This window comes from Providencia sp. 2023EL-00965 (assembly GCF_033550225.1).
Classification (GTDB): domain Bacteria; phylum Pseudomonadota; class Gammaproteobacteria; order Enterobacterales; family Enterobacteriaceae; genus Providencia; species Providencia manganoxydans.
The window spans coordinates 73,290-87,462 of the sequence record NZ_JAWUEH010000010.1 but is presented as its reverse complement, the minus strand read 5'-3'; the positions used below and the strand labels follow the sequence as shown (position 1 = coordinate 87,462).

12 protein-coding genes are annotated in these 14,173 nt (G+C 42.9%); 2 read left to right on the top strand and 10 right to left on the bottom strand.

Annotated features, from left to right (window positions below; all coding sequences use genetic code 11):
• Positions 1-10: 10 nt before the first annotated feature.
• Positions 11-2,212, bottom strand: coding sequence for an indolepyruvate ferredoxin oxidoreductase subunit alpha (locus tag SC428_RS13550; protein ID WP_272581145.1), 2,202 nt, complete (start codon positions 2,210-2,212; stop codon positions 11-13).
• Between the two features lie 821 nt (positions 2,213-3,033).
• Here SC428_RS13550 and SC428_RS13545 point away from each other — a divergent pair.
• Positions 3,034-4,041, top strand: a complete 1,008-nt coding sequence (locus tag SC428_RS13545; RefSeq protein ID WP_318708067.1) for an AraC family transcriptional regulator — start codon at positions 3,034-3,036, stop codon at positions 4,039-4,041.
• 231 nt (positions 4,042-4,272) lie between these two features.
• Here the strand turns inward: SC428_RS13545 and SC428_RS13540 are convergent, their stop codons facing one another.
• The 9 genes from SC428_RS13540 to soxR form a co-directional block, all read right to left on the bottom strand.
• Positions 4,273-5,169, bottom strand: a complete 897-nt coding sequence (locus SC428_RS13540) for a transporter (protein WP_318708065.1) — start codon at positions 5,167-5,169, stop codon at positions 4,273-4,275.
• A 77-nt stretch (positions 5,170-5,246) separates the two neighbouring features.
• Complete coding sequence (locus tag SC428_RS13535) at positions 5,247-6,860, bottom strand: phytoene desaturase family protein (RefSeq protein ID WP_070925704.1); 1,614 nt, start codon at positions 6,858-6,860, stop codon at positions 5,247-5,249.
• Between the two features lie 3 nt (positions 6,861-6,863).
• On the bottom strand, positions 6,864-7,646 hold the full coding sequence (locus SC428_RS13530; RefSeq protein WP_318708062.1) for a cyclase family protein: 783 nt from the start codon (positions 7,644-7,646) through the stop codon (positions 6,864-6,866).
• Positions 7,647-7,660: 14 nt separating this feature from the next.
• Positions 7,661-8,197 carry a flavin reductase family protein gene (locus tag SC428_RS13525; protein ID WP_318708061.1) on the bottom strand — a complete coding sequence of 179 codons (537 nt, stop codon included), beginning with the start codon at positions 8,195-8,197 and terminating at the stop codon, positions 7,661-7,663.
• A gap of 17 nt (positions 8,198-8,214) precedes the next feature.
• Positions 8,215-9,462 carry a styrene monooxygenase/indole monooxygenase family protein gene (locus SC428_RS13520; protein ID WP_140178825.1) on the bottom strand — a complete coding sequence of 416 codons (1,248 nt, stop codon included), beginning with the start codon at positions 9,460-9,462 and terminating at the stop codon, positions 8,215-8,217.
• A 45-nt stretch (positions 9,463-9,507) separates the two neighbouring features.
• Positions 9,508-10,293, bottom strand: a complete 786-nt coding sequence (locus SC428_RS13515; protein ID WP_070925710.1) for an SDR family oxidoreductase — start codon at positions 10,291-10,293, stop codon at positions 9,508-9,510.
• Between the two features lie 283 nt (positions 10,294-10,576).
• Positions 10,577-11,884, bottom strand: coding sequence for an MFS transporter family glucose-6-phosphate receptor UhpC (gene uhpC, locus SC428_RS13510; RefSeq protein ID WP_070925712.1), 1,308 nt, complete (start codon positions 11,882-11,884; stop codon positions 10,577-10,579).
• Between the two features lie 37 nt (positions 11,885-11,921).
• On the bottom strand, positions 11,922-12,713 hold the full coding sequence (locus SC428_RS13505) for an inositol monophosphatase family protein (RefSeq protein WP_070925714.1): 792 nt from the start codon (positions 12,711-12,713) through the stop codon (positions 11,922-11,924).
• A gap of 367 nt (positions 12,714-13,080) precedes the next feature.
• Entirely contained in the window at positions 13,081-13,578 is a 498-nt protein-coding gene (soxR, locus tag SC428_RS13500) for a redox-sensitive transcriptional activator SoxR (RefSeq protein WP_070925716.1), read from the bottom strand.
• Positions 13,579-13,739: 161 nt separating this feature from the next.
• Between soxR and SC428_RS13495 the strand changes: the two genes are divergently transcribed.
• Positions 13,740-14,171, top strand: a complete 432-nt coding sequence (locus SC428_RS13495; RefSeq protein ID WP_070925718.1) for a DoxX family protein — start codon at positions 13,740-13,742, stop codon at positions 14,169-14,171.
• Positions 14,172-14,173: the final 2 nt, after the last annotated feature.

Here is a 14,173-nt window from a genome sequence, read left to right as displayed (position 1 = left end):
GTGTTTCTCCTTAGAAGCTCAGTTGCTCACGACGACGTGTGTCACGACGTTGCAAATAGCCAATAAACCAGCCGCGAACACGATGACGTAATTTGTCCCAGCCATTTGGATTAGTGATAATCTGTGCTTTGAAAAAAGAAGGACAAAGAACTGCGGCATGGGAAACTTCACCGCAAAGGCCACAACCAACACAGCTGTCCATCACTGTTGCCACCGGATCTGTACGTAATGGGTCTGGGTTTGGCTTAATAGATAAAGAGGGGCAACCAGATAAGCGAATACATGAGTGATCCCCTGTGCAAGTATCTGGATCTACACCGAAACGCTCGCGAACCACGCGTTTACCCGCTGCAACATCACTACGCACTTTTTTCTTTTCACGACGCTGTTTATTCAACATACATTCGCTTTGCGCAATCAGCACTTTAGGGCCTTTTTCTTGAGTTGTTAGTGCTTCGCGTAATGTGTTAGTCATGGTTTTTAAGTCATAAGTACGCTTAATGGTTTTGACCCATTTAACACCGACGCCTTTTACGGCTTTTTCTATCTCATGACCTGTGCTGCGCGTTGGATTTAATGCTGTTGATGACAAAATATCTTGCCCACCAGTCGCAGAGGTATAACTGTTATCGATGACGATAGTTAAATTGTCGCTACGGTTAAACACGCTATTAGCAATTCCGCTGGTTAAACCGTTATGCCAAAAACCCCCATCCCCCATTACTGATATGGCTCGCTTATCCGCTTGAGCATTTAGCGCAGCCGCTCCTGCGCCACCTAGGCCATAGCCCATAGTGGTATTTCCTAAGTTGAAAGGCGGTAGAATAGAAAATAGATGACAACCAATATCCGCACTAACGTGGTGTTCACCTAACTCACGTTCGACTAATTTCATTGCGGTAAAAATTGGTCGCTCGGGACAACCGGTACAAAACCCTGGTGGGCGCGAATGGACGGTTTCATCCAAAGTGGGTTCCGCTGCGTTGATATATTCAGGCTCTTCAGCAGCATCTGTCTGTGGGGCGGCTACCGTAATTGTAGGTATACGGATTTGTTTTGCGGCAGCTTTTACTTGCGGTTCAATCTTGCCATATCTTTCTAAAAAAGAACGAATACCAGCTAAAACGGTGGCTGTATTGTACTCACCTGCCATGGGTAACATGTCTTTGCCATGTAACCCAATGTCGATATTGCGTTGACGTAAAATGTTAGCCACATTTTGTTCAACAAAATTCGGTTGTCCTTCTTCAAGAACTAAAATTGACTTTTTATTACGACAAAAACGTTCAAATTCATCGTCAATAAGCGGGTAAGCTACGTTCATCACATACAATGGAATTTTGCTATTACCAAATACATCCGCTAGACCAATTTGGTTTAATGCACGGATCAAGGTGTTATAGCAGCCACCTTGTAAAGCAATGCCAACATCATCGCTATCTTCAGCAAAAAATTCATTCAATTGACGCTCTTGAATAAATTTCACAGCCGCAGGCCAGCGAGCTTCTATTTTTTCTTTTTCATGCAGGAAACTTGCCGGAGGTAATACAATACGGCTGACATCGCGAGTTGGATTTTCTAATGCATCTTTTACGGTAAATTTAGGATGCTGATTATCGGAACAAATAAATTGCCCATGAACATGGCAAGACCGAATACGCATCTGCAACATAACCGGTGTATTGCTCGCTTCAGAAAGATCGAATCCATCTTTTACTGCTTGAACAATTGACGGTAAATTAGGGCGCGGATCAAGCAACCACATCTGTGATTTCATTGCAAACGCATGGCTACGTTCCTGCATAATCGAGGAGCCTTCGCCATAATCTTCACCGACGATGATCAAGGCTCCACCCAGTACGCCACCTGAAGCCAAGTTAGCCAATGCATCAGAAGCAACGTTAGTACCTACTGTTGCTTTAAATGTCACAGCACCTCGTAGTGGATAATTGACCGATGCCGCAAGTGTTGCAGCTGCTGTCGCTTCACTGGCACTATTCTCAAAACGGATACCATAATCAGATAAAATATCTTGTGCATCAGCAAGCACATCCATTAAATGCGAGATAGGCGCACCTTGATAGCCTGCCACATAAGAAACACCGGATTCTAATAAAGCTTTGGTGACTGCGAGGATCCCCTCACCACTAAAAACTTCACCTTCCCCTTGCCGTAATTTCTGCACTTCTTGTACAAACGATCGCTCAGCCATTTTAACCTCACAATGAACGTCAGAACGTTGTTATCATTTTTGCGTTTCTTTCTTGTATCTTTTTTGTTACCAAAAGGTCAATGCATGATTAATCATGTATATTAGATTTCTGCAAAGAGTGGATAAGCCCTGCATTGATTGGACAAAAACCAGTAAAAACAATAAGAAAATACGATTTATATCGAGGAAGGAAAATAGAAGAGAACAATAGGACTATGAATAAACGATTAGCTCACTTAGTCAAAAACACCACTAATAACCATAGTTAAGCTAATGTTATAGTGTAATAATCTAAAATAAATCAATAAACATCATTATTAATTTAACGTTAGCTTATAAAGGCAACAGAATATAAGAATAAATATGATTTATCATGAATATTTCACCATTATATAATTCAAATAGCTTTATTTTTTATACTGATAACACCATCACATTAACTAATATTGGGGGATTTTTTTGCATTTTATGGATAGTTTTTGCACACAACTACCTATGTCTACCACATCATTCGTGCTATGTTCGAGACACAATAGTTACAAGTATTTTAATAAAATGTTAACAAAACGAGCTCTATTTCGCATTGTCATTCCTTGAAAAAGGCTTATGGATAAATAAAAAAAGAATGGATCAGGCACTGCGTAAATAAAGCCTCTATTCTGAATAATTCAAAGTGCAGCTAGGCGACAAGTGAATGAGTCGCTAGGAGCATACATCAATATGTGATGAGCAGCGAATGAGCGTAGTCAACGCACTGCAACTTGAAGTATGACGAATATATAACAATAAATAGCCTGACGACTTTATTTGGAGGTCCTACGATGTTGAGCAACTCGTGGTCCCAATCATCTGCACCCCAGATTGAAAATCAGCTCTGTTCAACAGAGCGTTTGCTATTTACTTCGGCTGATCCTGAAGAGATCAAATCTATGGTTGGCCGAGTGATGAAACCACACCAGTTTAATTTACTTAACCCACATCAACGCCTAGATGCTCGCATGCACTATATCCCAATGGGAGATATTTCATTGAGCCGCCTGCGTTATGGTGCTGATGTACGGATTGCCCCAGGCCAACTAGAAGATTTTTTTCTGGTACAAATGCCACTTTCCGGAAGCGCAGTGATTGAAAGTGGCGGAAAGCGATTAGAATCAACGCCTCATATGGCATCATTACTCAGCCCAGAAGAATCAACGAGTATGTGTTGGAATAGCAATAACGACCAGTTCATGTTACGTATTTCACGTTCATTATTAGAGCGCTCACTAGTTGGACAACTCGGACATACTTTAGATAAGCCTTTAGTATTTGAATTAGGGTTTGAATGGCAATCTTGTATTGCATGGCGAACCCTAATGAATTATTTGATTGAATGCGCTACAGGCACTCCCGATCTTTTACAACATAAGTTGATTATCTCTCAAGTTGAACAATTAGTATCTGTCACTTTGTTATCAACTCAATCCCATAATTATACGGAAGATCCCGGAACTCGACGTGCCACGATCCGTCCAAGGCATGTTAGGCGTGTGCAGGAGTACTTAGAAGCCCATGCTCACGAGCCAATTACGGTAGAACAGCTCGCACATATCGCAGGTGTTAGCCTTCGCAGTTTATATGCAGGGTTTAAAGAATTTCTAGATATCAGTCCTATGCAATATCTACGTGACTTAAGAATGGAACGTGTACGTTCTGAATTACTTTCTGGCGAAGCAGTCAGTGTTGCTGGTGTCGCGCTACGGTGGGGCTTTGCACATATGGGGCGTTTCAGCGCTGAATATAAACAACGCTATGGTGAAACACCAAGCCAAAGTATAAAAAAGACTTAATTGTTGCACCTCAATAAAGGCTTCTCTTTATTACGTAAGAAAAGCCTTCATCCTTTGCTATTACATGAGACTATACCCTAAATAATTTAAGGTGCAGCTAGGCGACAAGTGAATGACTCACAGAGAGCCTACATATAGTAGATGACTAGTACGAATGAACGTAATCAACAACGCTACAATTTGAAATATCACGAGTATAGCCCAGTAATCACCTTACTGGGCTACGTCATATTAGAAAGGAATCGAGGCCTTTAAGTAAAGTTGTGAGCCTTCAGGACGATTTCTCACTTCGAAATCTTTTTCCCATTTAGCCGTAAATAGCCAGCCTTGCTGGTTAGCATAACGAATGGATGGGCCAATCGAATAAGCACGAGCCTTACCTTGTGCTGAATTAGGACCACTATCATCCGTTGTTTGCAGGAAAGCATACCCCCCCACACCAGCAACCCAGCCATTCCCAAAACCCCAGCCCAGTGCATAATCAGCATGAAATGCCTGACCTGAACGCGTTTTTGTCTCATCATTGCGGAAGTTAAAATCGTACATCATCTTTAAGTCCGCATTTACACCAACGGGTGGAATATAGCTAATTGCCCAAACAGGTTGAATGGTCCAATAGTTTTTACCTAAGCTAGATGGGTCAGTTTTACTGTATTTACCTGTTGGTGTAAAAGTATCTAATCCAACAACATAATGTAAATCAGCGGATGGGTGATAACCTAAGCCTGCCCCCACCGTAATATCACCAAGGCCACGACTGGTTTCTTTATGACCCGCCGCTTTTGCCGTAACATCCAGTAATGGAATAACCGTATGGACAACAAAGTCACCATTCAATATTTTTTGATCGGTTACCCAAATCAAACGTGGTGCTAATACATTCACGTTCACGCTAAAACCTGGGATAGGTACTTTATTTCCTTTATTATCTCTGACGCTGTCATAGTGTGCATTCCCTGCGTACATCAATACATGCACACCCGGCGGAGGCAATGCCCCTGACATAAAGTTTTCTAATCCATCCGGATAGATACCTAATCCACCGCCTTCAGTTGCCATCGCACCGAACGAAAGTGCACCTAAACATGAACCTGCTACCAACTTACTGATCATTCTTTTATTCATCATTTATCCTGCCATAGTGGTTGCGGTAATTGCTGTGTTTGTCTTTGCTTGTTATGGTGTACATTCCGTTGCACTTATAGTTACTTCCTACGTTTTACTGCTAATTTTTGTGCAACAAGATAGCCAGATCCCCCACCTAAACCGGGGCCTGGATGTGTTGATGCGCCAATGTGGAAGAGATTTTTGACTGCTGTTTGATGTGTTTTCGTTTGTCCTGTGGCAGCAAATGGGCGTAACCAGAAAAACTGATCAGGAGAACAGGTTCCTGAATAGGGGTCGCCGCCAACAAGGTTACAATTATAATTTTCAAGATCAGCCGGAGAGATTGCAGTTCGGCCTACAATCAATGATGAAACTCCGGGCATGACTAGCTCTAGACGTTGTTGAATACGATCGGCAACAGCTTCTCGTACTTCATCGTTCCAAGTACCATCTGCGGGTATATTAATGAGCCCCGCAGCATCACCTTTTAATTGCCGAGGCAGCTCTTGCATCTGGATCCATAAGATCCAACCACCTTCTGGTGCACGACTAGGATCAAGCGCCGTTGGTTGGCCAATACCGAAAGTCGGTTTATCCGGCAAATAACCGTTGTTTGCTTGCGTCACAGACAAGCAAACTTGTTCCATACTTTCCGTAAAGTGTACCAGTGGAACATGCAATAATTCAGGATTGCACCATGGTGGTGGGGCACTCAAGGCAAAGTGAATTTGCATGCCTGCTCGCCCATAGCGATACCCTTTTGCTTTTTGCCTCACTTGCTGTGGCACATCGTCAAGCAAACTGCCGTATAGCTGTGTTGGAGTGACGTTGCACACCACGCTCTGTGTCGCCAACAACACTTGACCGTTAACTTTCACACCAGTTGCACGTCGTTGCTTTCCTGTGCCTTCAGTGATGATTTTTTCCACATTCATGGAGGTTCGTAATTGCCCGCCATGCTGTTCAATAACGCGAGAAAATGCCTCGACAATGCGATAACTACCGCCTTTTACAACAGGCATTCCACCGGCAACCACCGCTGCAAAGGTTAATTTACCAATTAATGCCGAACTTGCTTCATCAGGCCCTAAACCTGTATGCAACACCCATGGCGCCATCAAGGCACGGCTAAAATCATGCTGTAACTCACGTTCAGACCATCGCCTAAAGCTTTCAACCCCTGCTTTAGCAAAATCGAGTAGCCCATCGACACCGCGTTTACGCCATTCACTGAACAATAGCTTTAGCATGCTGCCGCTGTAAGGGTTCTGTCCGAGCAAGCCAAAAGTCAAAGAGGCATCTTCACTAAACAATTTTTCTGCCATTTGCCGGAAAACTTGCCCATCACCTTCTGCCACTTGATCTAACTGTTTTGCCGCTTCAGTAATATCGCGTTTTAATGCTATCGACTGCCCATTCGGTTGTACTAATCCAGTTGAATAGTCACATTGAGCAAATTCTAGCCCTTGCTGTTTTAAGTAAGGTTCGAGTTCTTGGTAGCCAGGACTACCAACAAATAACGAATACCAACAAGAAAGCACATCGTGGGTGTATCCCTCATAGAGATTTTCGGTGCGAATACAACCACCCAATCTATCATTGCGCTCTAACACTAAGACCGATTTTCCACGTACCGCCAATAAGGCGGCACACATTAAGGAGTTCATACCACTCCCTACGACAATCACTTGGGGGTTAGATTGCATCGCCATACATCACCCCACCAATGCAAGAACACGCAATGGACTACCAGAACCCCCTTCAATTTTTAATGGCGCAGCAACGATAACAACCCCCGTTGCTGGCAATTGATCGAGATTTTTCAAGCACTGTAGGCCATACTTATTATTACCATGCATCAACGTATGACATGGGTAAGGGATCGGCCAGCTATAAGATTGGCCTGCGTCGGTATTAATAGTTTCAACACCAAATCCTTTCACATCACGTTGATGAATTAACCATTCGACGGCTTCTTGTGAAGGACCCGGTGTATGTGCTCCATCTTCACGCATATTGACGTAAGCTTCGGGGTTATCGGCTTTTTTAGACCAATCTGTTCTCAATAGTACCCATGCCGCTGCGGGAATTTTCCCGTGTTGAGCCTCCCACTTTTGTAAAAAATCAACGGTTAATACCCAATCGGCGTTTTCCGCTACCTCTTTACTGGCATCAACCACTACAGCAGGGGCAATAAAATGCTGTAATGGAATAGTATCGACGGTGTTGTTCGCCTGATCTTTGCCACTAATCCAATGAATGGGAGCATCAAAGTGGGTTCCTGTATGTTCCCCACAACTAAAGTTGTTCCAATACCATGCAGGGCCGTTCTCATCGTAGCGAGAGATTTGCTCCATGCTAAATGACCATACTTGACCAAACTGTTCAGGTAACTGCAATGCCGGAAATGACGGTGACAATGTTTGAGTCAGATCGACAATGCGAATTTGGCCTTTTTGTAACTGTGTCGCAAATGACATTAAGGTTTGCTGGTTCATAGTGTCTCCTGCGCTTATTGCGCGTCATGTAGGACAGTAAAGCTACCGCCGTGGAAAACTAAAGGTTTACCTGCCTCGCTACCAATACGACGCACATGACCAACCATTAATAAGTGGTCACCGATATGATCTTGTTTATGGTTTTCACACACGAGTGTGGCGATAGCCCCTCGTAATGCAGGCATACCTTCTGGTGTAATGTGCACAGCAACGTCTTCAAACTTGTTGGTGATCCGTGGGTTAGCAAAGCGTAATGCAAGCTCTTGATGATCTTTACCCAGTATATTGATAGTGAAGTGCGTACAATCACGGAAGGCATCTAAATTGGGTGAATGATTAACTAAGCTCCATAAAACCAAAGGAGGATCGAGGGATAGCGAAGCAAATGAGTTGATAGTCAACCCAACATCGCGGCCATCGGCAGTACGTGTCGTAACAATCGCAACCCCTGTTGGGTAGCACCCCAACAGGTTACGCAATACTTTCGATTCAAACTCAGTATGTCCCCATTCGCTCTCACACATTGTTATATCCTCTGCAATCATCGACATACATCTACCCTCTCTTGTTATGACGCTCGCGCATCTTCCGTCATTAATGATTGAATGTAGGCATCACAAGCGTGCCCATCTTTCCACCAAGGAAATAGCACTGGAGGATAGTTAAACGCATTTGCGATTGTGTGTGATAAGGCTGGCAGCTGTTGTGCTGCTCCCAATAAATTGAGGATATGTGGCTCTGGTGGGGCTAACAGAGAGTTAGTCCATTCAACCACATGACGCCCATATTTCCAGAATTGCTCAAAGGTGTCGTTCATCCATTGAGCAGTAAATGGCTTGTCACCATGGGCGAGGATCGCATCATAGTAGACTTTGCACGCTTTAGTAGCGTTGTTTGATCCTTGTCCTGTTAGAGGATCATTGGTTACCAATGCATCCCCTAAACCAAACACTTGTTTGCCTGAAGGCAGTGTCAGTACTGGCTTACGAACGGTAGGTGCAAATCGACCAGCTAATATCCCGTTATCATCCGTTAACTCAATATGACGGCAACGTTCAGCCTCCCACGGTAGATAGGTATCAAGGATTTTTTTGCTGTATGCTAAATGCTCTTGTGGTGTTCTTGCTTCATTCCACTGATCCATTGGCCCGCCGGGGATCCCTTCAAACACCATGATATGGCAGGCACCCGTGGTGGTCAGTGATGGAAACACAAAGTATTCACCAACACCGGGGATCAAATTAAAAGAAACTTGTGAGAATTCAGGTGTTGGGGTCATACCATGTACATAGGTTAACGCCAATGCACGCTGCGGTTTATCATAAGGAGAACGTGTTGCATCACGTTCTAATAATTTAACAATTTCCCCTTTTCCACCCGCCAGCACAACCAAATCATGGGTCTCAGCTAATTTTTCTAACTCAGCGACCCCCACATCCTCAATGCGTAAATTACCGCCACGTGCCGCAAACAGCTCCATCCAATATGGCATTTTGATCCGCTGATCGACCGCCTGTGCGTAATTATCGAGACGCGAACGCCATGTAATTGCTTTCTCACCACATTTTTCTGGATTTGGTATCGTAAAACCAATACCTTCTACAGGCGGGCACTCTTCTTCCCAAAAGTTAATGCCAAGGTCACGCTCAAATTGCAGTGAGATATCAAACATGCATTGGCTTGACATCACGCGGCCATTCTTAACATCATCGGGTGTTCTGTTTGTCGCAACGGTCACTTGATAACCTTTATCTAATAGGCCAAGAGCCAATGGCATCCCCGCCTGACCACCACCTACGATCGCTATACTACGCATAGTTATTTCCTCAATACTGTTTTACAAAATGAAGGCTACCGAGGGTTACTCAGCAAGACGTGGAATTGCGGGTTTGGCTTGTTCTGGGCCCATAGCGGAGTAGCCACCATCAACCGCGTAATCAGCACCAGTGACAAAACTGGCAAGGTCAGACAATAAGAAAGCCACCACTTGAGCGACCTCTTCAGGATCACCTACACGTTTTAGTAAGTGATAATCGGCGGCAACGCGGTCTGTTTTTTGACGGTCGCCTCCAGTGATTTCATCCATCACACGAGACCATGTCCAACCAGGAGAAACTGAATTCACTCGAATACCATCTGCCGCATAATCCATCGCTTGGCTGCGAGTCACTTCGAGCATGGTGGCTTTGGAGGCGGGGTAGAGCCAGCGCCCTGTTTGTGCGACGGAAGAAGAGATACTGGTAAAGTTAACAATCGCCCCTTTACCTGCTTGTACAAAATGAGGTTGAGCGAATTGTGCCGCCATGACTGCACTCACAACATTAATATTTAAAGCGGTAAGCCAATCCTGTCTTGTGGATGACTGGCCTTCATCAAGATAAGTTGCGGCCAGATTGACTAAAAAATCCAGTTGACCGTATTTTTGTGCAACACGATCAATTCCCAATTTCAGCTGCTGATCATCAGTAATATCAACAGCCAAAAAATCAATATTTGGCTCTGATTGAGCAACTTTTTCACCATTGGTTTGGTCAATATCAAAAATCGTGACCTTAACACCATAAGAACTCAATACTTTGGCAACAGTCGCACCGATCTTCGTTGCACCACCCGTGACAATGGCTATTTTGCTATTCAAACCTTTCATTTGCTGTGCCCTCTTTGCGCTCATTCGCTCACAATAAATTCACAATTAATTAACATGAGGCATGATTACGTAAAAAAGGGAAAAAGCTGTAGCCGCTGTATGCAATGATTATCCATACAGCGCGATAATTTTAGATTTAAAACGATGATATTATTGGATAAATATCCAATTTAAGCACTGGATATCCAATTTACGAAAACTGTGATTGATGAAAGGAAATGGCGACCATCAAAAAAAGAGCACCATTGCCATTAACAATAGTGCTCTTAATGAGGAGCTTAATTTATTTCTTTTTAATTAATAATGGTAATAATAATGCAGCCGATAACAAGGTTGCCATGATCATGGCCATAAAGAAGCCATTCCAGCCTGTGCTCTCAATGATCTTAGCCAATGGATAGCCCGCTAATGCCGCCCCTAAATAGCCAAATAACCCAACAAAACCTGTTGCCGCTCCAGCTGAATCTTTATGGGAGGCTTCCGCGGCGGCCATACCAATCAACATTTGTGGACCAAAAATAAAGAATCCAACAAAGAAGAAGCATACGGATATCAATAAATAGCCCATTTCAGGAAATAGCCATAAGAAAGCGGCAACAACACCAATGCCAATCATAAAAATGATGTTCATTGGCGTTCGATTTCCTTTAAAGAAAAAATCCGATCCCCAGCCTGCAACTAAGGTGCCAATAAACCCTCCAATTTCTAAGAAAGAAAGTGCAGAGTTCGCCTTAATCAAATCATATCCATATTCTTCAACTAAATATAAATTAGTCCAATCATTTAATCCAATACGCACAATGTAAACAAGAATATAGGAAGCCGCTAATAACCAAACATATTTATTGGTAAAAATATATTGTACTAATATCGGCCAAAGTTTTAATTTCCGGCTAGAAGCTTCTTGTTGTAATTCGAGTTGGTCATTACGCCAATGCCCAACTGTGGGTAGCCCCATCGTAGATGGCTTATCACGTAAGCGTAAGCAAACAAATAGTCCGATCACAATGGCTATTACCCCTGGAATATACATACCATAGCGCCAACCATAATGTACCGCCAAACCACCTGCTAATAATGGAATAATCGCCCCACCCACGTTATGTGAGGTATTACAAATAGACCACCACAGGCCACGCTCATTACGTGAATACCATGAAGTTAATGATTTGGAGCATGGCGGCCATCCCCAACCTTGGAAAAAGGCATTTAATATCCAAAAGAAGGCAAATAACCACAAACTTGAACTCATGCCAAAAAAGATATTAATAAAACCAGTAATGATTAGGCCAACCCCCATGAAAAAACGAGGGTTTGATGCATCACTCATAATACCCGAAGCAAAACGCGATACACCATAAACTAAATAGAATGCAGTGGTTAGAATACCAACATCAGAAATACTAATTCCCAGATCCTTGATCATTTCTGGCATCACGTAATTAAAGCTCTTACGCGTAAAATAGTATGTGGCATATCCTGCATATAGCGCGATCATAATGTGAATGCGCCAATAGCGGTACAAGTCATCAATCTCTTTTTTATCGGTTATCGGCTCTTGGTCAGGCAATGTTTTGATCCATCGAAACATAACATTCTCCTTAATAATAATTTTTATTTTTTGAGTGTTATTTGTATTGATGCAATACATCTAAGGCTTGTTGATGGAGTTCAGGCGTCCCTGCTGCAACAACAGTTTTACCTGAATGCATAGTTAAAGGTTTACCTTCCCAATCCGTAATTTTTCCGCCTGCACCTTCGATAACCGGTACCAGTGCGCAATAATCCACCTCTCTCATCCCCCCACTATCAATACTTAAATCGATACGTCCGGTTGCGAGACAAGCATAGGAGTAACAAGCTGCGCCATAGACGCGCCACTTAGTTTTAGGAATGATGTGTTCATAACCAGCACGATGCTCAGGTAGGACCGGTTCAGTATTACTGGAAGACATCAGAGCAAGCTCTAATTGAGTACATTTGCGCGTTTCAATTGGTAGACCATTTAACGTTGAAGGATGACCTTTTATACCAATCCAACGTTCTAAAACCGCGGGGTGTTCGATGATCCCCAGAACAGGCACACCATGGTGGCAAAGTGAAATTAAAGTACCGTAAATCGGGATCCCAGCAATAAATTGCCGAGTACCATCAATTGGATCAATTACCCATGTAAATTCAGATCCCCCTAACTGAAAACCGTACTCTTCACCTAAAATATTATGATCTGGATGAAATGTTTGAATGATTTGACGAATTTCCCGCTCAACGTACTGATCTATCTCAGTTACTGGGCTTTCGTCATCTTTAGTATCAAAATAAATATGTTCGTAAAGCTTATTTTTTCGATGCTCAGTCAGGATATAACGAGCTCTATCCGCCGCAATCTGGGCCGCCTGTAAAAAAATACGATAATCCATACTCGCCTCTCTTTTGTTTATTGTTCTTCGTAACAACCGTCTTAGCGATCGAGAAATACTCACTGCCTGATTGTTTTTGTTGTGTTTTTATTGCATTGATTGTTGCTGACAATAACGCATTCACTTTTATTGTGAAATTATTGTTACATTTTTGTTTCAGATTATAGCCTGCGGGATTTTGCTAAGATGATCTTGATGAGTTTCAATAGAAATGGTGCGCAATTCAGCACAACAACAAAAAATGCCATTCAGATATCGAAAAACCAGAGAGAACGAGTCAGTATTAACCGAAAGAACAGAAATAGAGCCATTAAAAAGCGAACCTCGAAAGGCTCGCTAAAATATTTTATGTTTTGAGGGGGGGCGTCTAGGGTCGTTCCAAAATACGTGCACCAGGTCCCTTTCGTCCTAAAACATCATCAGGGTTGCGTAATGGACAGTCACTCAATGATAAGCAACCACAGCCAATACAGTGATCCAGCTCATTTCGCAAACGCGTTAACTGACGAATTCGTTTATCTAAAGAGACTTTCCATTGTGTCGACATTTCCTTCCATTGCTCTGACGTTAATTTGCTATTAGCGGGAAATTTACCTAATGCATCTTGAATTTCTTTTAATGGGATCCCCGTACTTTGCGCCACTTTGATAATGGCAATATAACGCAAAACGACCGACGGAAAACGCCGCTGATTACCTTGTGTTCTGGTACTTTGAATGAGTCCTTTTGATTCATAAAAATGCACCGTTGAAACAGGTACACCCGAGCGTTTCGCAACCTCACCAACCGTTAATGCCCTTGTATAATCAATCTTTATTTCGCCACTGCCACGTCTTTTTGTCGCTTTTGTGTCTTTCTCTACCATTTTTAACCACCTACACTTGACCTCAACTTAACTTAAGGTTTTATAGTGCCAGCCTCTGAGTTTGTCAATTCAGTTTATTCCACATTATTTTCCTGCATGAGGTGGTGACAGCGCTTATTAAATGTCATGCAGGCTAACTTAATTTTTAAAGGGGATGGGCTATGCCGTTGATCATTGCCAGAATTTTAGAGAGCAACACACTATGGTTTATCGCTCGATTATTGTTACTGGTTTTATTTATTTCGTCAGGTTTAGCAAAAATTTTTGATTACCAAAACAGCCTGATAGAAATGCGGGCTGCGGGTTTACACCCAGATTGGTTTTTTGCGATTGCATCTGCATTTGTCATGTTAGCCAGCTCAATTTTAGTACTGCTTAATCGCCTACTGTGGCTTGCTACTGGAGCTCTCGCTGTTTTTCTATTTCTTACCATCATTATTGTTCATACATTTTGGCTTTACAGTGGCCCAGAAGCCCAAATTGCCCTGTTTTGGGCTATTGAACATGTCTCCGTTATTGGTGGACTCATGGCTCTCGCCATTGCAGGGCATTTCCGTGATCTTTATTACGCTGTTAAAGCACAGAAAAAGTAGGT